The 23,205-nt window shown below is 64.7% G+C and carries 18 protein-coding genes and 1 riboswitch; of the genes, 6 read left to right on the forward strand and 12 right to left on the reverse strand.

The window, feature by feature from the left end; genetic code table 11:
- Positions 1-176 precede the first annotated feature (176 nt).
- Positions 177-2,837: an exo-alpha-sialidase gene (locus AC3WJU_RS04565; RefSeq protein WP_492259257.1), complete on the reverse strand. Its 2,661-nt coding sequence runs from the start codon at positions 2,835-2,837 to the stop codon at positions 177-179.
- 280 nt (positions 2,838-3,117) lie between these two features.
- Here AC3WJU_RS04565 and AC3WJU_RS04570 point away from each other — a divergent pair, with 280 nt between their 5' ends.
- Entirely contained in the window at positions 3,118-5,106 is a 1,989-nt protein-coding gene (locus tag AC3WJU_RS04570; RefSeq protein WP_284989690.1) for an APC family permease, read from the forward strand.
- 75 nt (positions 5,107-5,181) lie between these two features.
- Here AC3WJU_RS04570 and AC3WJU_RS04575 read toward each other — a convergent pair whose 3' ends face one another.
- From AC3WJU_RS04575 to AC3WJU_RS04585, 3 genes are all read right to left on the reverse strand, one after another.
- Entirely contained in the window at positions 5,182-5,523 is a 342-nt protein-coding gene (locus tag AC3WJU_RS04575; RefSeq protein ID WP_059388134.1) for a P-II family nitrogen regulator, read from the reverse strand.
- Complete coding sequence (locus tag AC3WJU_RS04580) at positions 5,520-6,935, reverse strand: ammonium transporter (RefSeq protein ID WP_492259258.1); 1,416 nt, start codon at positions 6,933-6,935, stop codon at positions 5,520-5,522. Before AC3WJU_RS04580 ends, AC3WJU_RS04575 begins: the two co-directional genes overlap by 4 nt.
- 270 nt (positions 6,936-7,205) lie before the next feature.
- Entirely contained in the window at positions 7,206-7,781 is a 576-nt protein-coding gene (locus AC3WJU_RS04585; protein ID WP_059388136.1) for a helix-turn-helix domain-containing protein, read from the reverse strand.
- Between the two features lie 303 nt (positions 7,782-8,084).
- Between AC3WJU_RS04585 and AC3WJU_RS04590 the strand changes: the two genes are divergently transcribed.
- Both AC3WJU_RS04590 and AC3WJU_RS04595 read left to right on the forward strand, forming a co-directional pair.
- The gene (locus AC3WJU_RS04590) at positions 8,085-9,617 is read left to right on the forward strand and encodes a sodium:solute symporter family protein (RefSeq protein WP_284989688.1); all 1,533 of its coding nucleotides are present in this window, start codon (positions 8,085-8,087) and stop codon (positions 9,615-9,617) included.
- A gap of 81 nt (positions 9,618-9,698) precedes the next feature.
- Positions 9,699-9,818, forward strand: a riboswitch (SAM riboswitch).
- A 14-nt stretch (positions 9,819-9,832) separates the two neighbouring features.
- Complete coding sequence (locus AC3WJU_RS04595) at positions 9,833-10,153, forward strand: hypothetical protein (RefSeq protein ID WP_059388138.1); 321 nt, start codon at positions 9,833-9,835, stop codon at positions 10,151-10,153.
- 25 nt (positions 10,154-10,178) lie between these two features.
- On the opposite strand, the gene AC3WJU_RS04600 is transcribed toward AC3WJU_RS04595, so the two are convergent.
- Positions 10,179-10,367 (reverse strand): hypothetical protein, encoded by a 189-nt coding sequence (locus AC3WJU_RS04600; protein WP_059388139.1) that lies wholly within the window; start codon positions 10,365-10,367, stop codon positions 10,179-10,181.
- Between the two features lie 348 nt (positions 10,368-10,715).
- Between AC3WJU_RS04600 and AC3WJU_RS04605 the strand changes: the two genes are divergently transcribed.
- Positions 10,716-11,822 (forward strand): VIT1/CCC1 transporter family protein, encoded by a 1,107-nt coding sequence (locus AC3WJU_RS04605; RefSeq protein WP_492259259.1) that lies wholly within the window; start codon positions 10,716-10,718, stop codon positions 11,820-11,822.
- Positions 11,823-11,869: 47 nt separating this feature from the next.
- Complete coding sequence (locus AC3WJU_RS04610) at positions 11,870-12,790, forward strand: matrixin family metalloprotease (RefSeq protein WP_442880142.1); 921 nt, start codon at positions 11,870-11,872, stop codon at positions 12,788-12,790.
- 102 nt (positions 12,791-12,892) lie between these two features.
- Here the strand turns inward: AC3WJU_RS04610 and AC3WJU_RS04615 are convergent, their stop codons facing one another.
- Both AC3WJU_RS04615 and AC3WJU_RS04620 read right to left on the reverse strand, forming a co-directional pair.
- Complete coding sequence (locus AC3WJU_RS04615; protein WP_284989685.1) at positions 12,893-13,846, reverse strand: polysaccharide deacetylase family protein; 954 nt, start codon at positions 13,844-13,846, stop codon at positions 12,893-12,895.
- A gap of 11 nt (positions 13,847-13,857) precedes the next feature.
- Entirely contained in the window at positions 13,858-15,369 is a 1,512-nt protein-coding gene (locus AC3WJU_RS04620; RefSeq protein ID WP_306962159.1) for a purine-cytosine permease family protein, read from the reverse strand.
- 109 nt (positions 15,370-15,478) lie between these two features.
- Here AC3WJU_RS04620 and AC3WJU_RS04625 point away from each other — a divergent pair, with 109 nt between their 5' ends.
- Positions 15,479-16,966, forward strand: a complete 1,488-nt coding sequence (locus AC3WJU_RS04625; RefSeq protein WP_492259260.1) for a PucR family transcriptional regulator — start codon at positions 15,479-15,481, stop codon at positions 16,964-16,966.
- Positions 16,967-17,008: 42 nt separating this feature from the next.
- Here the strand turns inward: AC3WJU_RS04625 and purU are convergent, their stop codons facing one another.
- The 5 genes from purU to AC3WJU_RS04650 are packed head-to-tail and all read right to left on the reverse strand — an operon-like array spanning position 17,009 to position 23,195.
- Positions 17,009-17,917, reverse strand: coding sequence for a formyltetrahydrofolate deformylase (gene purU, locus AC3WJU_RS04630; RefSeq protein WP_059388142.1), 909 nt, complete (start codon positions 17,915-17,917; stop codon positions 17,009-17,011).
- Between the two features lie 2 nt (positions 17,918-17,919).
- Positions 17,920-19,311 carry an L-serine ammonia-lyase gene (locus AC3WJU_RS04635; RefSeq protein WP_492259261.1) on the reverse strand — a complete coding sequence of 464 codons (1,392 nt, stop codon included), beginning with the start codon at positions 19,309-19,311 and terminating at the stop codon, positions 17,920-17,922.
- The gene (locus AC3WJU_RS04640) at positions 19,311-19,946 is read right to left on the reverse strand and encodes a sarcosine oxidase subunit gamma (RefSeq protein WP_284989683.1); all 636 of its coding nucleotides are present in this window, start codon (positions 19,944-19,946) and stop codon (positions 19,311-19,313) included. Before AC3WJU_RS04640 ends, AC3WJU_RS04635 begins: the two co-directional genes overlap by 1 nt.
- Positions 19,939-22,884 carry an FAD-dependent oxidoreductase gene (locus AC3WJU_RS04645; RefSeq protein WP_492259262.1) on the reverse strand — a complete coding sequence of 982 codons (2,946 nt, stop codon included), beginning with the start codon at positions 22,882-22,884 and terminating at the stop codon, positions 19,939-19,941. The genes AC3WJU_RS04640 and AC3WJU_RS04645 overlap by 8 nt, the downstream gene beginning before the upstream one ends.
- On the reverse strand, positions 22,881-23,195 hold the full coding sequence (locus AC3WJU_RS04650; RefSeq protein ID WP_059390258.1) for a sarcosine oxidase subunit delta: 315 nt from the start codon (positions 23,193-23,195) through the stop codon (positions 22,881-22,883). Before AC3WJU_RS04650 ends, AC3WJU_RS04645 begins: the two co-directional genes overlap by 4 nt.
- Positions 23,196-23,205 lie beyond the last annotated feature (10 nt).

A 23,205-nucleotide genomic window follows, 5' to 3' on the forward strand; every position in this document is an offset into this window, starting at 1 on the left:
GATCGGACAGTGACTGTGACACCAATCATACACTCAAAGTTGTCTTATATGCATCACTTGTTTACATCAGCAAAAACCGCCATAGTCCCCTCAACAAGACCGGGGCCGGGGGGCGCGCGACCGGGCCGGGCACCTTTGCGCCCGGCCCAGCTTGTCATCTCATGCCTCCTCCCGGGCTACTTGTTCCCGAAGGGCGTCACTTGGAAGTCTCCAAACGACACTTGATGGCCGTCCGTATCCAGCACAACGAGGCTGTCCATGCCGTTTTTCACATCGTCGGGCAGCACGAAGGTCAGGGTGTTTTGCTGCGTCGGGAAGAACCAGCCCAAACGGTAGCTGCGCTTGTTCAGGTAGACGTAGTACCACTGGCCGTACTCCACGTTGTGGACCGTCACGGTCTGCCCGCTGCGGTACTTATCCGTTCCGAGCCCCAAGTCCAGCGGCGGATTCGCGCCGATCAACTCCTGGGAAGCCACGGCAGGCTCCGAACCAGGCTTCGCAGGCTTGACCTTCAGCTCGACCGCTGGCCTGGCCAACTGAAGGGACGCAAGCTTGGCACCGTTGTTCGCGCTGACCGGGATGGTGATTGCCGGGAGTTGCTTGGCCGCGATGTCGGCGTCGGCCAGCGTGTAGGTGGAGGTAAGGTTGACCGACTCGCCCACGGCCAGGGTTGGCTTGGACAAACCAATGGCCGCAGCCGAAAGGTCCGTCAACGCCACATTGCCGCTGTTGCTCACCGTGTAGGCGAAGGTGACGGTATCGCCCGGACCGGCAAATCCATCCCCGTCAACATCATTGAAGGTGGGGACCACCGATCCGTTCACTTGGGGATGACGGACCATCAGATCCACCTCGTCACCCGTGACCGCGTAGTTCTGGGTGGCAGCCCCACTACCGGTCACCTGCCAGACGGTGCTCGGTACGAAGAACCCCTGGGCCACTTCGTCTGCCGTCACGGTGTGCTGTGGGGTGCCGCAGAGGTAATTGCCCCACACAGCAAGGGCGCTGAACCGGCAGTTGCCCGAGCCTGGCGGCAGGAACGGTTGGAAGTTGCCGGACTGCGGGACAACGGATTCCGTGACGTTGCCCGTGCTGTACACCCGGAACTTGTAAGGCACCGTACTACCTACGGCGTACGGGTGGCTTGCCAGGTCCCGTCCGGCGTCATTGCGGGCGCCGAAAATGTAGGCGCCCACCACGTTGCTGGCGGAACCACCCGAAACCGTCACGGACACCGGCGCGGTAATCGAAGAAGCGCCGATCCTCAACCTGGCCGTCAGGGGAACCGCACCTGCCTTGGCGTACGACGGCGCCGTGACAGTCAGCTGGACAGTCGCCGAGGCGCCCGGATCGAGGGAGGCGAGCTGCGCCGTCGTCGACGTCCAATCCTGCAAGGCATCAAGGCTGACGGTCGATGCCGGAAGCGGTGAACTGTCGTTGTTGGTGACGGTCACGCTGAGCTGGGTGCTGCCACCGTTCGTGACGGTGACGGCACCGGGGACGACGACGGCGGCAACCGGGCTCAGCCAGGCCGTGTCGAATTTCCCGAAGGTGATGGTGTTGCTGTCACCTTCGTACAGGACGCCGAAAGTCCCGTCCGAAAGGGCACTCAGGGTGGAGTAGGACATGCTTCCGGGCTTGAAGACGCGCGAGGAGCCCCACGTCTTGCCGTCGTCGGCAGAGTAGCGGACAGTACCGTCCACCCGCGCGCCGCCGGCGGTGGGAGTGGGCGAATTCGAGAAGAGCAGCTTCTTGGCATCCGCCGATCCTTGAGCCGCGTCCGGATACATCCTGGTGATCGAGCCGTTGTTCCGCGGATCAGGGAGCTGCGTCTCGGCAACAGGCGTGCTGTAGGTGACACCGCCGTCGGAGGAATACGCCACCTTCCGGAAATGCGGATTGGCGCCGGTGCTGTCCCGCGAGTTCAACATGACGCGGCCGTCGGAGAGTTCCACCGCCTTGTTCTCGTCCATGCCCGTTCCGGTGGGCTTACCCATGTTCCACGTCTTGCCGTGGTCATCGGAGTAGACACTGTACGCCTGGATCTGGCGGCTCCCATCGGGCTGGACAATGGTTCCGGCAAACTGCTGGATGAGCCTTCCGGCGTGCGCTCCGTACTTGAGCTGGATGCCCTCGCCGGACGAAGCGAACATGCTGACCACGCCGCCAACGTTGGGGACGCCGTTGACAGTGCTGCCGTTTGGCTTGACGGTACTGGTGACCAGCGGACCTGCAAACCCGGCGTAGGCGGAACCCGCCGCGTAGCTGGAGGGCACAGGCAGGGTGGGCTGATTGACCGGATCCGTGGACCACGTGAGTCCGCGGTCGGTGGAGACGGACACTTGCGAGCTGATCACGTTGGGGTCGGTGTCGTCGTTGCCGAGCACGCTGCCCGCAAATCCCTGGTTCTTCGAGTAGACGTGGAAGTTGAACACCGTCCCGGTGACTTTGTCCACGACGTAGCTGGGGTCGCTGAAACCGTATTTCTGTACGCCCGCTGAGCCCATCTGTCCCCGAGCGATGAAGGTGGGACTGCCCCACGTCTTTCCGCCGTCGGTGCTGCGCCGCTGGACGATCGAGTTGGCCGAGGGTGAATCGCCCCCATCGGGACGGCCATCGTAGGAAGCCAAGAGGACTCCGTCGCCCAAATCCGCGAGCGCGACGATCCGGTAGTACTTGCCGAGCACGGGGTCGATGGCGTTGTCACCGTTGGAAGCCAGGACCTGCTCAGCGTAGCTTCCCGGAGGGTTGGAGGGAACGTTGGGACTCGGGAATGGATCCAACGCGGCGTAGGCGGGCACAACGGTTGACGTCACGAGAACTGCGGCGGCTGCCAAGGAGACGGCTAGTCTGCCCCGACTCCATCCCGGCCGCCTCCTGACCCTGTCACTGAGTAGCGGGTTATTCATGCGTAGCCCTTTCGTTTTTGGTCACATCCAACATAGGACGTTCTATATGCTACGTGATGCCGCTCACACGCCAAATGCTTGAATGCGTCTTTCCTGGAAGTGACCCGCCTCACAAGCGGCGTAAAGATTCCATAAAGACGGGCATCCACTCCCCGGTACACCCGTACGCTCCATCTGGAGCAGCTTCCAGGCTGCGCGAAAGGACCATGTGACAACGCTGACCAGGCCGCCGGCCGAACCCTCTGACCGGCACAAGCCCGCGGGCGACATCAAACAGGGGCAATTCAAGCGATGGCTGCTCGACGGAATGCCTGAGACCTCGGGAAAACGCCAGGGTCCACACGGCAAGCCGGACGAGGGCCACACTCCCCAGTCCTGGTGGAAGGTCATGTGCCTCACCGGCGTCGACTACTTCTCCACCCTCGGCTACCAGCCCGCCATTGCGGCGCTCGCCGCGGGTATCGTTTCGCCGCTCGCCACGATTGTCCTGGTGGCCGTCACCTTGCTCGGCGCCCTACCGGTCTACCGCCGGGTGGCTTCCGAAAGCGCCCGCGGCGAAGGCTCCATCGCGATGCTTGAGCGGCTCCTCCCCCGGTGGGGCGGCAAACTCTTCGTCCTCGCCTTGCTGGGATTCGCCGCCACGGACTTCATGATCACCATGACGCTCTCCGCCGCGGATGCGAGCGCCCACGCCATCGAAAACCCTTTTGCACCGGAATGGCTCCATGGGCAGGAAATCACCATCACCCTGGCGCTCATCGCCGGGCTTGGCGTGGTGTTCCTCAGGGGATTCAAGGAGGCCATCAACGTCGCCGTCGTGTTGGTGGGCGTCTATCTGGTGCTGAACGCCGTCGTCGTCGCGGTCGGCTTGGCGCACGTGGTGACCGAGGCGCATGTGGCGACCGACTGGTGGGCTGCATTGAACCAGCAGCACGGCAACCCGTTGATCATGGTGGGCATCGCGCTCCTGGTCTTCCCGAAACTTGCCCTGGGGCTCTCAGGGTTCGAGACCGGCGTCGCGGTCATGCCCCAGATCAAGGGCAGCCCGAGCGACACGGAGGAAAATCCCGCGGGCCGCATCCGCGGCACCCACAAACTGCTCACGACGGCGGCACTCATCATGAGTGCCTTCCTGGTGGCCTCGAGCTTCATCACCACGTTCCTGATTCCGGCCGCTGAATTCCAGCCGGGAGGGAAAGCCGACGGTCGAGCCCTCGCATTCCTTGCGCACCAGTTCCTGGGCGACGGCTTCGGCACGGTGTATGACATCAGCACTATCGCCATCTTGTGGTTTGCCGGGGCCTCCGCCATGGCCGGCTTGTTGAACCTCGTGCCGCGCTATTTGCCGCGTTTCGGCATGGCCCCGGCGTGGACCAAAGCCGTCCGCCCGCTGGTCCTGGTCTTCACGGCGGTTGGATTCATCATCACGTTGGTCTTCGAGGCAAACGTGGAGGCCCAAGGCGGTGCCTACGCCACCGGCGTCCTGGTCCTCATGACCTCGGCCTCGATCGCAGTCACCCTGTCCGCGCGCCGGAAGAAGCAACGGGGCAAGACCCTCGCTTTCGGTGCTGTGGCGGTGGTCTTCGCCTACACCACGGTGGCCAATGTGGTGGAACGCCCGGACGGTATCAGGATCGCTGCCCTGTTCATCCTCGGCATTGTCCTGGTGAGCTTCGCGTCGCGGGTACGCCGGTCCTTCGAACTGCGGGCTACCCACATCAAGATGGACCAGATGGCCCTCGAGTTCACGGCATCGAACGAGGAAGGCCCCATCCGGATCATCGCCCACGAGCCCAAGCGGCTGAGCGCCGACCGGTACGAGTTGAAGCTGCAGCATGCCCAGCAAGCCAACCACTTGCCGGTGGACAGCCACGCGATCTTCATCGAGATCATCGTGGATGACAGCTCAGATTTCGAGCAGGAACTCCTCGTGGAAGGCAAAGTCCGGCACGGCTTCAAGATCCTGGAGATCCACAGCAACAACGTGCCCAACACACTGGCCGCGGTGCTCCTCCACATCCGCGACGTCACGGGACTCATGCCGCACATCTATTTCCGCTGGACCGAAGGCAATCCGATCGCCAACCTGAGCAAGTTCCTCTTCTTCGGCGAGGGCGAGATTGCACCAGTGACCCGCGAAGTGCTGCGCGAAGCCGAACCGGACATCACGCGCAGGCCATGGGTGCACGTGGGCTGAACATGGGCTGAACATGGCAGTGTTGGTGTCGCTCGCCGCAGAGCGGCACCAACAGAGCGGCACCAACACAGTCTTCTAGCTGATCGCGGAGGCGCCACGCTCCCCGGTCCGGACCCGGACGGCTTGCGAAACGTCGACCGTCCAGATCTTCCCGTCTCCGAACTGGCCCGTACTTGCACCGGAGATGATGGCGTCCACTATTCCGTCCACGAGATCGTCCGTGGCCAGGACCTCCACCCGGATTTTGGGAAGGAGATCGGAATTGTATTCCGCGCCCCGGTACACCTCCACGAAGCCCCGTTGCTGGCCGTAACCGTTGGCTTGGCTCACGGTCATCCCGTTGACTCCAAAGTGTTCCAAAGCTTCCCGGACCTCGTCGATCCGCTCCGGCCTCACGATGGCCGTGACCAGTTTCACGTCGACGCCTTGCTGCGCATCCGATCTGTTTTCCCGTTGGAGCTGGCTTCTGGGTCACCGCTGGAACTCGACGGAGTTTTGCCGTTCTGCGGTTCTCCGGGATTGAAGGACCCGCCAATCATGGCCAGCTCGTAGGCTGTTTCCGCGTGCTCCGTGATGTCGATGCCGGCCAGCTCTTCGTGCTCCTTGACGCGCATGCCCACTGTCTTGTGGATGGCGAGCCCGATGAGCGTCGTCATGATCGCCGTCCAGGCGGTGACCACCAAGGCCGTCAATATTTGGGGCCAGAATTGGCTCAGGCCGCCGCCGTAGAAAAGGCCGCCTTCAGTCTTTGCCGAGGGTACCGCGAAGAATCCGAGGGACAGGGTCCCCCACAGGCCGCCGACAAAGTGGACGGCAACAACATCCAAGGAGTCGTCCAGGCCGATCTTGAACTTCAGTCCGATGGCCAGTGCACAGACCGCACCCGCGATGACGCCGATGACGATGGCGCCAATGGGGTCCACGAATCCACAGGCCGGGGTGACCGCCACCAAGCCGGCGACCGCGCCGGATGCGGCACCAAGGGACGTCGCGTGGCCGTCGCGCAGCCTTTCGACAAGCAGCCAACCGAGGAGCGCCGCGCTTGTAGCCAAGAGGGTATTCGTCCAGGCGAGCGCGGCAATTCCATCAGCGGCCAGTTCCGAACCGGCGTTGAATCCGAACCACCCGAACCACAACAGGCCTGCCCCGAGCATCACGAAGGGGAGGTTGTGCGGCCGGATGTTGGGGTCTTTCATGAATCCGAGCCGCTTGCCGAGCACTACCGCAAGCATCAGCCCTGCCATGCCGGCGTTCATGTGGACGACGGTGCCACCGGCAAAGTCGAGGGCCGAGATCTTGCTGCCGATGATCCCTGTGGATCCGAAGAGGCCGCCGCCCCAGACCCAGTGGGCAATAGGAGCGTAGACAATGGTGACCCAGAGGCCGGCAAACAGCAGCCAGGGGCCAAACCTGACACGTTCTGCCACCGCGCCACTGATCAGTGCCACCGTGATGATGGCGAAGGTGGCTTGGAATCCTATGAAGACCATGTCCGGCAACCCCGGGGCTTTCCCGCCGATGACGCTGGCCAGTCCGCTGAGTCCGAAGTTCGCGAAGGGATCTCCGATGAAGCCGCCCAAGGTATCCGGGCCGAACGCGAGTCCGTAGCCCCACAGGGCCCAGACCACCGCGACAACGCCGATGGCGCCAAAGCTCATCATCATGATGTTGAGGACGGACTTCATCCTGACCAGGCCGCCGTAGAAGAACGCCAAACCTGGCGTCATGAGAAGGACGAGGGCGGAAGCTGCAAGCATCCAGGCTGTTGCGCCTGGATCGAGGGTCTGGGGGTTCACATCCAGCCCTACGCTGAAGAATACTGGGTTCATTTCGGGAGCCTTCCTGCATATACGGCGCTCCATGGCGCCCGCACGGCGAGACCATTTTTAAAACGAACAGGTCCTGGTACCCCACGGGATACCGACCTTGACGAGTTGCCTTGACTCGAAGGTACAGTCGCCCTGTTTCAGCAGTCGGCACGGATCATTTCAGGCACGTAACACCGAAGGCCCCAGGGTTAAATCCCGGAGTCAGTCATGTTTCAGGCGTGTTACGCCGCGTGTCGGCCACAGGCGGTCCCGTATCGCAAAGTGCCGGCGTCAGCGGCTGGCTGCCGGCACCAGGATCCAGAGCACTTCAACGGGCTCGTCGGTTGGATTGACCCAGGTGTGCGGCTCGCGGCCCGGGAAGGACAGCGTGTCCCCCTCTTCGAGTTCGTACTCCTCGTTGGTGAGGATCAATTTGATGCGGCCCTTGACCACGTGCAGGACGTCGACGTCGCAATCGACGGCGTAAAGCTCGGCTTCTCCCCGGCCGCGGGGCTCGATGGAAGCCTGTAGGATCTGCAGCCGTCGTTCCGACCGGGCGGTCAGGAGCCGCTCCACGATTCCCTGGCCGCCAAGCGAAATCCGGGGCCCATCGTCGCGCCGCGTCAGGTGCGTCTCAGGTGCGGCGAAAAGATCGCCGATGGAGACTGAAAGAACTTGGCAAAGCGTCACAAGGGAAGCGACCGACGGCGATGTCAGGTCACGTTCCACCCGGCTCAGGAACCCTTTGGTCAGGCCGGTGGCGTCGGCAACCTGCTCGATGGTGAGCCGCTGCGATTGGCGGGCGGCACGGATTCTGGAACCGATGGCAACGGGGACATTGCTCGGTTCAACGGGGAGAGCCTTCATTCACGAACCTTTCAGGCCGTTTCTGCGGCCCTGTCATTGCAGCAATAGTAGCCGGATCGCCCGCGCGGCAGGGCCTTTGGCAAGCTGGAGGAGCGCCGATGAGTCCGCTGGGCGAGACAGCACCTTGACTGTTACTCGCATCACTACGTATCCTCATAGGCAACAAGTGTTGTTTGTGAGGCATACATCACAGACTACTCTCCCCAATCACCAGCGCAGAGACCTTCCGCAACCCGCAACGAAACCCAGCGGACCGGCGTCGGAATCCCCAAGGGCTCTGCGCATCACTTTCAGGAGCCAACCGTGGACTCTTCGTTCATCAATATTGCGATCGTGGTGGTGTATTTGCTCGCCATGCTGGCCTTCGGCTGGTGGGGCAAGTCGCGCACCAAGAACAACAGCGACTTCCTCGTGGCAGGACGCCGCCTCGGTCCGATGCTCTACACCGGCACCATGGCCGCAGTCGTCCTCGGCGGCGCATCGACGGTTGGCGGCGTCGGCCTCGGCTACAAGTTCGGCGTCTCCGGCATGTGGCTGGTTGTCGCGATCGGTTCGGGCGTGCTCCTCCTGAGCCTGCTTTTCGCCGGCACCATCCAGCGGCTGAAGATCTACACGGTCTCCCAGATGCTGAGCCTGCGTTACGGACAGCGCGCCACACAGACTTCCGGCATCGTCATGCTCGCCTACACCCTGATGTTGTGCGCCACGTCCACGGGCGCCTACGCCACCATCTTCGTTGTCCTCTTCGGCTGGGAGCGCTGGCTCGCCATCGCCGTCGGCGGCGCCATCGTCCTGGTCTACTCAACGATCGGCGGCATGTGGTCCATCACCCTCGCCGACCAGGTGCAGTTCATCATCAAGACCGTGGGCATCTTCTTCCTCATGCTCCCGTTCGTCCTGAACGCCGCAGGCGGCTTCGATGGCATCCGTGCCCGCGTTGACGCCAGCTTCTTCCAGTTGGACGGCATCGGAGCACAAACCATCATCACGTACTTCGTGGTCTACACCCTGGGCCTGCTGATCGGCCAGGACATCTGGCAGCGCGTCTTCACCGCCAAGACTCCCAAGGTGGCCCGTTGGGGCGGTGCCACCGCGGGCATCTACTGCGTCCTGTACGGCGTCGCCGGCGCATTGATCGGCCTTGCCGCCCGCGTGGCACTGCCCAACATCGACGTGAAGGCCCTCGGCAAGGACGTCGTCTACGCCGAGGTTGCCACGCACATCCTGCCGATCGGCATCGGCGGCCTCGTGATGGCCGCAGCAGTCGCGGCCATGATGTCCACCGCTTCCGGAGCCCTCATCGCCGCGGCCACCGTTGCCCGCGCCGACGTGGTCCCGTTCGTGGCCAGCTGGTTCGGCAAGACCATCAACACCGACGACACCGAGAACCCCGAGCACGACGTCAAGGCCAACCGCTACTGGGTCCTCGGACTGGGCATCGTGGCCGTGTTGATATCCATGGCGGCGCAAGACGTCGTGGTCGCCCTGACCATCGCCTACGACATCCTGGTGGGCGGCCTGCTGGTTGCCATCCTGGGTGGCCTGGTCTGGAAGCGGGGCACCGGTATTGCCGCGGCCTGGTCCATGGCCGTGGGGTCCGTACTCACACTGGCCCTGCTGATCGCCTATGCCACGGGAATCATTCCCAGCGAAGACGGCGTCTACGCCAACGATCCCATCTACTGGGGCCTCGGAGCCTCGTTGCTGGTGTACGTCGTGGTCTCGCTGCTGACGCCTCCCACAGAGCCCGAGGTCCGCGAAGCATGGGACCGTCGCGTCGCCGGAGGAGTCACCGAGGAACTCCCGCTGGAGGCCCACCCGGTGGCCAGCCACTAAGTTTCACAGAGTCAAGTACGACGGCGGCGCCGCACCTTTTTCCGGGGTGCGGCGCCGCCGTCGCATGTACAGTAGGAAGAGCTTCAAGAGATGTGGCGCCAAGCTCCGACTTGCCACACGCCAACCCCATGTTCACGGGTGGTTCGGATGAAGAAGCGGCCCGGCTCGGACCAGAGACAACCGAACGGGCAAGAGCAACTCCACAGGAGAAGGCCATGCCTTTCGAAAACGGCGCCACCGCCATAGCCGACCGCACCACCCAGCCCAGCACCCTCTTGTCGCCCCGCCCCCGCCGGGTGGACGAATTCGTCCGGGTGATTCCCGGCGTCGACCTCTCCCAAGGCTCCGTCACGTTCGTCGTGGACGGAAACCTGGAACGCTATTGGCACCATGAGCCGCGGCTCATCACCCAAGCCCTTTCAAAAGCGGTCCAGCCCGCCCGCTGGTTCCCCGCCACACGGAAACTCACCCTGACGGTGGCGGCAACCGGGCACCGGGCAGGCGTGCAGAGGCACTTCATCCTGAGCGCGTTTTAGCTCCCCGGGTTTAGCGAGCCCGGGGCTATTCGAACTCTTCGTCCTCGCGGTGTTCCTCTGCGTCGAGCGGAACCACCCGTTCGTCGTCGTCGAGGACCTCGGATTGTTCCTCCCAGTCCTCGTCCACCTCAAGGTCTTCGCTGTAGTCGTAGGCGGGATCGGCCTCGACCGTGGGACGGTCGGGGTGGCGGGCGTGGGTTTCGGTGCTGTCCATGGTGCAACCTCCGTTCGACGTGCCGCTGAGCCCATCGCACAGGCACATGAGGCAGCCGGTCACCACGCTACCCCGCCAATTCGTGGACCCTGTCCATCCATCCCAGCACTGCCCCCAGCCGCGGTCAAGGCCTCCCGGGAGCCTCCCGTTTTTGAGGTGCGCCTAAACCGTCCAGTGAGGATTGCCAGCCGAAAAACCGCGGAAATTGGCGATAGAGTGGAGCCGCAATGAGGCGATGAAGCCCGCCCCAGCAACCCAGGAGTCCCGGTGCACCCGCACGCAGATCCACAGAACCCGACAGATCCAGACAACGCGCATCCCGACAATCCCTCGGACCAAAGCAGTCCATTGCAAGATGAAGCGGCCCCCAAGACTCCCCCGTCGTCGTCGGACATCAAGCGCTGGCGTCAGTACTTGGCGGACGAGCGGGCCGAGGCCGCCGTGTACCGCCAACTGGCGCAGCGCCGCGACGGCGAGGAACGCGAAATCCTGTTGGCACTCGCAGAGGCCGAGGGCCGCCACGAGGCACACTGGCTCAAGCTCCTCGGGGAACATGCCGGCATGCCGAAGGCGGCCTCGATCCGAAGCCAAATGCTCGGCTTCCTCGCCCGGAACTTTGGATCAGTGTTCGTGCTGGCCCTCGCCCAAAGGGCTGAAGGCCGCTCGCCTTACGCCAAGGATCCAGCAGCGACCCGCGCCATGGCGGCTGACGAACAGATCCACGAGGAAGTAGTCCGCGGCCTGGCGACGCGCGGCCGCAACAGGTTGTCCGGCACTTTCCGCGCGGCCGTATTCGGCGCCAACGACGGCCTTGTCAGCAACCTTTCACTCGTGATGGGCATGGCGGCCACCGGCGTCCCCGCCACTGTGGTCCTGTTCAGCGGCATCGCCGGCCTGCTGGCAGGCGCGCTGTCCATGGGTGCCGGCGAATATGTCTCTGTCCGCTCGCAGCTCGAGCTCCTCAAGGCCACCCGCCCTACCCAGGCCACGCTGACCGCAGCCCCGGCCCTGGACATCGAGCACAACGAGCTGGTCCTCGTGTATCTGGCCCGGGGCATGTCCCGCGAGGCCGCCGAACACCGGGCCGCCGAACGCATGGGCCTCTACAGCTGCGATTGCGATCCCAGCCTCTCGCTCCACCCCGAAGTGGAAGAAACCGTCAATGAGCACGAAGCCGTAGGCTCCGCTTGGGGCGCCGCAATCTCGAGCTTCTGCTTCTTCGCTTCGGGCGCCATCGTGCCCATCCTGCCGTTCATCTTCGGCATGACGGGCTTCGCGGCACTTGCTGTGGCCGGTACGCTGGTGGGCATCGCGCTTCTGTCGACCGGCGCCGTCGTCGGCTTGTTGTCCGGAACCTCGCCGCTGACCCGCGGCCTCCGGCAGCTCGCCATCGGTCTCGGCGCGGCCGCGGCCACGTATGGGCTGGGCTTCGTCTTCGGCGCTGTCATCGGTTAGTACCGCCGGCCCGCTGGGGTGCCGGGTACGGGGATTTGGGGGAAGACTTGCATTCAAACTACGGGTACGACGGCGGCCCGCCGCCCAAGCGCCCCAGCACCGCGCTCGCGCTGTTCCGAAATTTGATGCTGGTGGCGGTGGTCGCTGCCGTAGCCGTGTTGGTCAGTGGATTCCTCCGGGGCGACCCTGGAATCACCGGCTTGCTTCCGAACCTGGCCCCGTCCGCCCACGCCACGGCAAGCAGCTCCGGGCCGGGCGGGGCTCCCGGACAGGGTCAGCCAAAGGCGGCCCGCGCGCCGGATACACCGCCGCCTGGCCTGGAAGAAGCCGGCCACCCGCTTGGCTCCCCCGCCAAGCCTGCGGTGGCCAGCAACTCCTTCAAGTTCCTGGCCACCAATGCCGACGGCACCCCCGTGGGCTACTCTCCGTGCCGGCCACTGCACTACGTGGTCAACGCGGCTCTCGCCCCGGCCGGATCCGAGGGGCTCATCGCCGACGCCATTGCAAAGATTGCCGCTGCTACGGGCCTCACATTCGTTGACGACGGCACCAGCAAGGAAACCCCCTCCGAGAAGCGCAAGCCTTACCAGCCCGCGCTCTACGGAGACCGTTGGGCACCGCTGCTGATTTCCTGGACCACTCCCGAGGCGGCTCCCGCATTGACAGGATCCGTCATCGGAACCGGCGGCAGCACCATGTACAGCTTCGGCACCGGACCCAAGAGCTACGTCTCGGGAAGCCTGGACTTGGACGCCCCGCAAATCACGGAACTGCTGGGCGTCTCCGGCGGCGCCCATTACGTCTCCGCGGTGATCCAACACGAACTTGGCCACGTGGTTGGCCTTGACCACGTAGACGATCCGATCCAGCTCATGTACCCGGAGATCGGCGCCCCTGATGGTTTGGCGGCCGGAGACCTGAATGGACTCTACAAACTCCACACCGCTCTGTGCCGCACCGACCTGTAGCCCGGCCCACCCTTAGCCCGGCCCACCCAACTAGCTCGCATTAGGTGTCGTTTTGGGCCCTGATAACGACAACAACTGCGAGTCAGTTGGGTGGGGACGGGCTTAGTTGGGGGCGGTTTCCAGCACGCGGGCGGACGTGAAGCTGGCTCCTGCGCCCGGGTAGGACGGGACCTCGATCCGGGCGTGGCTGTGGATCTCGTTCACCGTGGCCTTGGTGTGCTCGGCGATCCGTTCCAAGGTGGTCACCCACATCCCGTCCATGGCCTTGACTCGTCCGATCAGCTGCTCCAAGGCAACCGCCTTGGACGGACGGCCGGAGATGAAGGGGTGGTTGGTCAAGACGAAACAGCTGCCTTGGGTGTGGTGGGCTTCGGCTTCGAGGGTCCACATCTCCAACACCTTGGCCGGACTCTCGATGACCCCGCTGCCTGTCACTCCCGGATAGAACGCGTATTGTTCCCAATCGTCCAAGGCCCAATCCACCGGGATCTCCACGATGTCCCGCGAATCACCCGAATCCGAGGCAACCGCCATGCGGTAGGGGGCATCGCCGTCGAGCAGGCTTGAATCGTAGAGGAAGCCACGGTCCGCGAGCAGCGCCGGCGAATGCCAGTTGAGCTCCCACCACGGTGCCCTGTAGCCGACCGGCCTGACCCCGGCTACCTTCGCGAGCGCGTCGAGCCCGCGGTCCAGGTAGTTGGCCTCGGTGGCGGCGTCGATTCCCTGCATTGGCTCGTGCAGGTAGCCGTGGTGGGCGACTTCATGGCCGCCGTCGACGATCCGCCGCACCACGTCCGGATAGCTCTCCGCCGTGAACCCCGGGATGAAGAAGGTTCCCTGGATCTCTTGGCGCTCGAGGATCTTCAAGAGTCGCGGAACAGCAACCCTCGGGCCATACGACTGGTGGCTCATGAGGGACATGCGCCTGGTGCTCGTGGGATCGTGCGCGATGGTGCAGGATTCGGCGTCGACGTCGAACGTGAAGGACGCCGCTGCCCTGAAGCCTTCAGGCCAAGTGATCGAGTGTGCCTCGTCGGGGAAAGCGTTGGTGGTCATCGGGTGTCCTTTCAGTCGTTGACCAGATTGGCGACGGCGTCTTCCGCAACGGGCTGCGGCGCCGCGGTCTCGGAAGACAGCGGAAGGTACCGGGCATGGACCCGTGGGCCCAGCGCGCCATAGACTGCCGCGGCAACAAGTCCGCCGGCCAGCCAGGACAAGTCGATCCCGCCCATGGCCGTGGCGATGGGGCCTTGCATGATCGGCAGGACGCCGTACATGAACAGCCACGTGGCAAAGATGCCTACCAGGAGCGCGGTGATCCCGGCCCAGTTGAACGCCGGGAGCCGGCGGGTACCCACAGGGTCGAAGAGCCGGTCGACTGCTACGGGGCTGCGCTTGTCCACCCAGAAGTAGTGCACCAACATGATGCCTCCCCACGCGGCTACCCACGCCACGAGCCCGCCGAGCCACGTGCTCAGCGTTGACGCGAAATCCTCCTGCAGGATGAAGAACACGACGCCGACCAGGGCCAGGAGTCCGACGAAGAGGTTCAAGGAGCGACGCTTGGCCTTGATGTCCAGGGCCTGGGCGGCCACCGAAAAGGTGTAGATGTTCAGGATGTTCGTCGCGATGGGACCGTGCAGCACCAGGAAGAGCACCGGGATGGCCAGCACGCCGAAGTTGTCCACGATGAGGTGGCCGGGATCGGCCGTGCCGCTTTTCGTTGCCAAGCTCGCGCCAAGGATGCCGAGCCACACCACCGGGAGGAACTGGCCGAATACGGAGGCCAGGTAGACCTTGTGCTTGGGGACGGACTTGCTGACGAAGCGTGAATAGTCCGCCGCGTAGGTGAACCAGGTGATCCCCCAGCCGATGCCGATAACCGTCATCACGGTGGTCATGGCCGCGATCCGCGCGCCGCCTTCAAGGACAGCCCCGGGAGGGCCAGCGTAGCCCCAATCGATGTTCATTCCGAACCAGGCCACGGCGGACATCGCGATCAGCACCACGATGGTGGGCGGGACGGTCCACTTCTCGAAGGCCGCGATGGCCTTGTAGCCGAACCAGGCGATGGTGACCTGGGCGGACATGATCAGGAAGGCCACCAGGATCTTGGGGCCTACGTTGGGCTGCTCGGGATCGACCATGCCGAGCTTGCCGAGGAGTGCCATCACGAGGTCCAGGATGATCCAGGTGTTGACGGCGCACCAACCGATTCCGAGGAGTGCCTGGATGGCGCTCGGGAGGTAGTTGCCGCGGCGGCCGAAGACGGCCCGGGCCAGGACCATGCCGGTGGCACCGGTCCGCTGGCCCAGGAGGACAAACAAGCCAAAGAGCGCCATGCCGATCAGGTTTCCCACCACCAGGACCGTGACGGTATCGGCAAAGCCCAGTCCAAGCTGGACGCCGAGGGCCCCGAGGACCCAGTTGATGGGGGCAAGGTTCGCGCCTGCCCAGATCCAGAATTGGCCCGCAACGCTGCGGGTACGCGCTGATTCGGGAATGGACTGCAGGTTCTGTTCGACGTCGGTCTGCGCCGTTGCAGCCCCAGGCGTCGCAGTGGATAAGTTCTCGTGCATTGGGGGGATCCTCCGTGTAGGAAAGGGACTCCTTCAATGTATGTGCCCCACATCACAGCAACAAGATACGATGTGTACGATAGATTCCAATAATTAGTTACGGAGTGTCATGTCTCTGCTCCTTGCCGACGCCTTCGAACACGAAAGCCTGAAAGCCGCCGAACCAGTTCTCCGGACGGATGTGCCCGAGGCACTGTCCCGGCAGCTCCGTTGGGTGCATTCAAGCGAAGTGCTGGACATCGCTCCGTTGCTGCGGGGCGGAGAGCTGCTCCTGAGCGGCGGGCAGGCCCTCGCCACCGCCTCGGACGAGCGGCGCGTGGACTACGTCCGCCAACTGGCGGCGCGCGGCATCACCGCTTTGGCGATCGAAACGGGTCCCGAGCTGCCCGCAATTCCGGAGTCCATGATCGACGCCGGCCAGGAGGCCGGGCTCCCCATCATCGAGTTATGCAAAGTGGCCCCTTTCGTCGGCATCATGCAAGCCATCAACTCGCTGTTGGTCAGCGAATCGGTCGCACAATTGCAGTTCGGTGACGAAACGAGCCATGCCATGGCGGCGGAACTCGCGCACGGAGGCGGACTGGATCAACTCCTCGCGGTGCTGGCCAGCCGGACGGGTTCCAGCGCGAGGCTCGTCTCGCCGTCGGGCATCACTTTGGGAAGCGCGACGGCGGCCGCGCAGCCCGAGTCCGGGACCACCACCACCGTCGATGTGCCCGTCCGCGGCGTCCTTGCGGCCCGGCTGGAGTTGGAAGTGCCCGACGACGGCGACGCCAACCTCGCGCAGGTGGCCGGCGAGCGGTGCGTCGATATCCTCGGCTTGGCCCTGCTGCAACGCATGCCGCCGGGACTCAAGGAACTTGCCGGCATCGAACTCATGCGGGCCGTCAGTTCGGGTACGCAGTCATGGCGACTGCAGCAATTGGGACCGGCGTCGGGGTTTCCCGCCAGCGGCCCGGTGGCCGCCGTCGTGGTGCGTTCCCCTGCGGCGGGGCAGCTCCGGCCACGGCTCGACGGCATCCTGGACGGCACGGTTCCGCAAAGCGCGAGCTACGCGGACAACGCGGAATTGATTGCCTTGGCCGCGCTTCCCCGCACCAGGGCAGTGGCTTCGCGCATCGCGCTCATCCATGCGCTTGAGGCCCTGGAGGTCCCCGACGGCTCGGTCATCGCCGTGGGTCCGCTGGCGCAGGGAATCGGCGAGGCGCCGTGGTCGCTGGCAGAGGCGCGCCGGACGCTCGAGCTCATGCCGGGGTCCGGGCCGGGAGCCGCGAACGGCGTAGTCGATACCGAGGACTTCGCCGTCGAGCGACTGGCACAAGGAAGCCTCGACGCGGCAGTCCGTGAGGGATTCGTGCGGCGGCAGCTCGGCGCCGTCGTCGAGCATGACGAGCTGCGGCGCTCGGAGCTGATGCGGACGTTGGCCGTCTGGCTGGATACGGGGTGCAATACCGCTCACGCGGCACGGGAACTGCACTTGGAACGGCAGTCGATGCACCACAGGCTCCAGCGGATTTTCGAGTTGTGCGGCGGGGACCCCCGGGGAACGGGCAGGCTCGTCGCGCTTCACGTGGCAACACGCTTGGCGCGGCTTTAGGCAACGCCTGAACGGCCCACCGTTGGGTGGGCCGTTCAAACGCTACTTGAGCACTACGGTTCTGCTGCCTTGCAGGATCACGCGCCCTTCGCAATGCCAGCGGACGGCGTTGCTGAGTGCTTTGCACTCGGTGTCGCGGCCGGCTGCCACGAGGTCGTCAGGACCGAAGGTGTGGTCAACTTCTACCACTTGCTGGGCGATGATCGGTCCCTCATCCAACTCACCGTTGACGTAGTGCGCGGTGGCACCCACGGTCTTGACGCCCCGGGCGTAAGCCTGGTGGTACGGCTTGGCACCCTTGAAGCTGGGCAGGAATGAATGGTGGATGTTGATGGCCCGGCCGTCGAGCTTGCGGGCAAGATCGTCGCTGAGGACCTGCATGTAGCGGGCCAGGACCACCAGCTCGACGTCCAGGCGATCGATCAGGTCAAGAAGTTGTCCTTCAGCCGCCGCCTTGGTGTCCGCGGTGACGGGCACGTGGAAGAACGGAATGCCATGCCATTCGACCGTCCGCCTGTGGTCCGGATGGTTGGAGACCACCCCGACAATCTCGACCGGCAGTTCCCCGATACGGGCCCGGAACAGGAGATCGTTGAGGCAGTGCTCGAACTTCGAGACCATGATCAGGACGCGCCGCTTGGCACCGTGGCGTTGCAACTGCCAGCGCATGCCAAACTTTTCGGCAACAGGCGCAAAGGCTTCCCGGAGCGAGTCGATCGTCGATTCGTCACCTTCCGATGCGAAGTGGATCCGCATGAAGAAATGGTGATCCAGTTGGGAGTCGAATTGCTTGTTGTCGATGATGTCGCAGCCGTGTTCCAGGAGGAAGCCGGAGACGGCGTGCACGATGCCCCGCGTTTCCGGGCAATCGAGCGTCAGGACATGCTCAACGGTGGTAGCCGGCAGGGCCGCTCCAGGCCGCGGGGCGGATTCATTCTGTGTGACAGTCATGGCTAGCACTCCACTACGTTGACGGCGAGGCCTCCGCGGGAGGTCTCCTTGTACTTGCTTTTCATGTCCGCTCCTGTCTCTCGCATGGTTTTGATGGCTTTATCAAGGGACACTTTGTGGCTGCCGTCGCCGTGCAGGGCAAGACGGGCAGCGTTGATGGCCTTCACGCTGGCGATGGCGTTGCGTTCGATGCACGGGATCTGCACCAACCCGCCTACGGGATCGCACGTGAGGCCAAGGTTGTGTTCGATGCCCACTTCCGCGGCGTTCTCCACTTGTTTGGGAGTGCCTCCAAGGACCTCGCACAGACCAGCGGCAGCCATCGAACAGGCTGAGCCCACTTCACCCTGGCAGCCGACTTCGGCGCCGGAAATGGAGGCGTTGATCTTGAACAGGATCCCGACGGCGGCCGCCGCGAGCAGGAAGCGGACCACGCCGTCGTCGTCGGCGCCCTGCACGAATTTCGTGTAATAGTGCAGTACCGCCGGAACAATGCCCGCCGCACCGTTGGTGGGTGCCGTGACAATGCGGCCACCCGCGGCGTTTTCCTCGTTCACGGCCAGCGCGAACAGGTTCACCCATTCCATGGCGAGCAGCGGGTCTGCCGACCTTGAGCCTTGCAGACCGGCGTCGGTGGCCTTGAGCGACTTGAACAACGACGGCGCCCGTCGCCTGACGTTCAAGCCTCCCGGCAGGATTCCTTCCGCGGCGCAGCCATTGTCGACGCATTCGCGCATGACGGCCCAGATCTGCAGCAGCCGCTCGCGAAGTTCGGCCTCGCTGCGCCACACGAGTTCGTTGGCGAGCATGACATCGGAAATGGACATGCCCTCCCGTGCGCAGATCGCCAGGAGCTCGTCCGCAGTGCTGAACGGATAGGGCAGCACGGTGCTGTCAGCGACCACTTTGTCGTTTCCGGACGCGTCACCGTCCACCACGAAGCCGCCGCCGATCGAATAGTAGCTCCGTTCGCGGAGCACTTCCCCGGTGTGGTCGAGGGCACGGAAGGTCATGCCGTTGGGGTGGGCAGGCAGGGATTTGCGTCGGTGCAGGACCACGTCCTCATCCCAGTTGAAGTCCACGCGGTGATGTCCGGCTATCCGCAATTCGGCGTCGAGGGCGGCCGCGGCAACCTGGTCATCGGCAGTGGACGTGTCCACCGTTTCCGGTGATTGGCCCTGTAGTCCCAGCACCACGGCTTTGTCCGAACCGTGGCCGCGGCCGGTGGCGCCCAGCGAGCCGAAAAGCTCTGCCTGGACGCGCACCGTTGCCGCGAGTTGCCCGGAGGATTCCAGGCCGTCGGTGAACTGCTTCGCCGCCCGCATCGGGCCGACCGTGTGCGAAGACGACGGCCCGATGCCAATGGAAAACAGGTCAAGCACGCTCAATGCCATCAGGGGACCTCAGGAGAGGCGTATTCCCTCATGCCGTCAAGCAGCCAGCGGCCCAGGAAGTCGGCGAACGACGCCCTCGGGAAGATCCGGAAGCTGTCCTCGCCGGTCTTGAACAGCATGGCGGGGATGTTGCCGATTTCCGTGGCCAGTGCCGTTCCGGTGCGGAAGGCGCGGGGGTGCAGGTCCAGCGAACAACCCTTCTCCAGGACGTCTCGCGCCCGGATCCCGGACAGTTCGAAGGTGGTGCGGTTGGCGGACAAGTCCACCACCTGTCCAGGGTCGTCGCCCAAGGCCTCCACCAGGGCGCGGACAAGGTCTCCGCCCAGTGAATCGTGGGCCGATTCCGGTGCGACCACCAGGAATTCTTCCGGCCCAAGCCACAGGGTGGTGGCCCTCTCACCCCCGCTGATGTCGCCGCAGGCAGCCGGCAGGCCGCCTGTCACGGACGCGAGGCGGGCTCCGGCGTCGGAATTCCTGTCAACCCGGATCCCCACCATGGTTTGGAACGGGATCTCCTTCAACGCCACTGTTCCAGCCACGGAGCCGGACTCGAAGGTCGGTGCCAAGTGCGACGCCGGGCTGCGGCGTGCCGCACGGAGCGTCTCAGGGTTTGCGGGGGTTGCTGTTTCAGCCATCTTTACGGGTCCCTTCTGCGTCGAAAAGTACGGTTTCTCCGACAACGACGTCCAGCAACTGGTCGCCGACGGAGGCCACCAAGGTCTCGCCGATGCGGTTGCGGCCGTTGGTGATCAGAGCCAGGCCGAAGGAACGGCCCAATGCGGCACTGTGGTAGCTCGAGGTCACGAAGCCCTGCATCGGCACGGGGCCGTAAGCCGGGTTGACCGGGATTCCCTTTTCCACGAGCTGGGTGCCTTCCGGAAGACGGAACGAGCCGTCCGCCGGCAGGACGCTGACCAGGTGCTTGCGGTCAGTGCGGACCGCGTCCTCGCGGCTGTACGAACGCTTGCCGATGAAGTCCTTGGCTTTGGAAACGATCCACTCCATCCCGGCATCCTGCGGGGTGACAGTCCCGTCCGTGTCCTGCCCGACGATCGGGTAGCCCTTCTCGGCACGCAGCACGTGCATGGTTTCCGTGCCGTACGGGGTGATGTTGAACTCGGCACCTGCGGCAGCAACGGCTTCCCAGGTGTTGAGCCCGTACCAGGACGGAACATTGATTTCGTAGGCAAGCTCACCGGAGAACGAGATCCGGCAAACCCGTGCCTGGACTCCGGAGGCCAGCGTGGTCTCGCGGAAGGTCATGAACGGGAACGCTTCGGCGTCCAGCCCGCCGTCGGCCGCCAACTGCGGGGCGACTTTGGCGATCACGGCGCGGGATTTCGGCCCGACGACGGCAATCGTCGTCCACTGTTCAGTCACCGACGTGCACACGACGTCGAGTTCGGGCCACTCGGTCTGGTGCCATTCCTCGAGCCAGTCGAGGACCTTGGCGGCGCCGCCGGTGGTGGTGGTCATGAAGTAGCGGCCCTCGTCGAGGCGCAGGGTCACGCCGTCGTCGAAGATCATGCCGTCCGGGGTGCACATGACCCCGTAGCGTGCGGAACCGGGGGCAAGCTTCTTGAACGCGTTGGTGTAGATGCGGTTCAGGAACTCACCGGCGTCCTTGCCACGGATCTCGATCTTGCCGAGCGTGGTGGCGTCCATGAAGCCCACGGATTCGCGGACTGCGGCGCATTCGCGGAGCACCGCGGCGTCCATGTCCTCGCCCGCTTGCGGGTAGTACCACGGCCGCTTCCACTGGCCGACGTCCTCGAAGAGCGCTCCCTGGGCAACGTGCCAGGGGTGGATGGAGGTGACGCGGGCGGGATCGAACAGCTCGCCGCGCTGACGTCCGGCCAACGCCGCGAAGGCCACCGGCGTGAACGGGGCACGGTAGGTCGTGGTGCCGATGTCCCCGATGCCACGGGCTGCCTCTCCAGCCTGCTTGAGGGCCGCCGCGATCACGCCGATGGCGTTGACCCCGGAGGTCTTGCCCTGGTCGTTGGCCGTGCTGATGGAGGTGTACCGCTTGATGTGTTCCACCGAGCGCATGCCGGCCCCGGTGGAACGGAGCACGTCGGCCACGGACTGGTCGCGCTGGAAGTCGACGAAGTGGTGGTGCCACTCCCCCGCGTTTCCGCTCTGCCCCGGCACCAGCCACAACTGGCGGGTCGGGGCGGAGGCCACGGGCGCCTTCGGCTCGACGGGCACCGTCTGGGTGCTGAAGCCTGCGGCGATAGCGGCCGCGGCACCGGCGGATGCGCCTTCGCTCAGGCAATCCTCGAGCTCGTAGCTGCCACGGCCTGAACCGGCAACATGCTGGTCCCTGACCACGGAGCTCGGCACGAAGCCGGCCAGGTCATCGTCCCAACGCAACTTGCCCTGGCGCTGGCTGTGGAGGTGGACCACGGGACTCCAGCCACCGGAAACCGCCAGCAGATCGCAAGCGATCCGTTCGACGCCGGAGGTGACTTCGCCGTCGTCGTTGAGGCTGCGGATAGTGACGCCGTCGATCCTGCCGTTCTCCCCCGCGCCGGAGGTATCGGCGACGGCGCTGCCGACGAGGACGCGGATACCGCTTTCGACGGCGGTTGCCGCTTTCTCGCTGAGCTTGGGGCGGGCGTCGACGACGGCGGCGACCTTGACGCCTGCGGCCAGCAAATCCGCAGCGAGCAAGTAGGCCGAATCGTTGGTGGTGCCGATGACGACCCGCCGTCCGGCGGCGACTGCGTAGCGGTTGAGGTAGCTACGGACAGCCGAGGCCAGCATGATGCCGGGCCGGTCGTTGTTCTCGAAGACGAGCGGACGCTCGTGGGCACCGGGGGCCAGGACCACCTGCTTGGCACGGATGTGCCAAATACGCTGGCGGGAGACGCCGTCCGCGGCCGGGCTGCCGAGGTGGTCCGTACGGTTCTGTGCTGCGATCACATAGTTCGCGTCGTAGGAGCCGAACGCCGTGGTGCGGTTGAGGACGGTGCATTCGGCGGCGGAAACGAGCTCCGCCTCGACATCGGCGATCCATTCGAGCGCCGGCTTGCCTTCGATCACTTCGGCGAATTCCGGGGCAGCGGAGCCGGAAAGCAGCGAGCCGCCGAGTTCGGGCTGGTCATCGATCAGGATGACCCTGGCTCCGGTGCGGACGGCTTCGCGGGCTGCCGCGAGGCCGGAAACGCCGCCGCCAACCACCAGGACGTCTGTGTGGACGTACTTCTTGTCGTACTCGGCGCGGTCCTCGTTGGGATCGAGCTTGCCGAGGCCGTTCAGGAACTCAACGCTGAGCCCGTCCACGAGGGACACGGTGGTCGCCGGAAGCATCGACTCGGCGACATGGCCGGGGAAGCGGGCAGCCACCTTGACCAAGGCGTTGGATTCTTCCACGCCGGCGGACATGATGCCGCGGGGCCGGTCCTCGTAGAGCGAGTTGCCTGCGTTGATGCGGCCGTTGGCCAGCAGAGCGGAAGCAACAGTGTCCCCCGGGTGGCCGGTGTATTCCTGGCCGTCCACGGTGAACCGCCAGGAGATGCTGCGGTCGATGCGGCCGCCGGTGGCGAGGCGGGCGTTCTGCGGGGTCACTTCGTTGCTCCTTCCGGAGTGGTGGCTGCTGTGGGGTTCACATCAGGGCGCGGTTCGCCCATCTTGTAGATGGCCTGGATGTCATAGCTGACGGTGTCACGGAGCATGTTGAACCATTGGCGGCAACCGGTGCTGTGTACCCAGCGTTCGGCGAAGGCGCCTTTCGTGTTGTCGCGGTAGAACAAGTACTCGGCCCACTGGCGGTCCGTTAGCGCGTCCGGGTTTTCCGGGTAGGCCACGTGGGCCTGGCCGCCGTAGTGGAATTCGGTTTCGTCTCGTGGCCCGCAATTGGGGCAGCTGATGAGCAGCATGGTTGGTCTC

It is taken from the genome of Arthrobacter sp. FW306-1B-F12A (genome assembly GCF_058781865.1).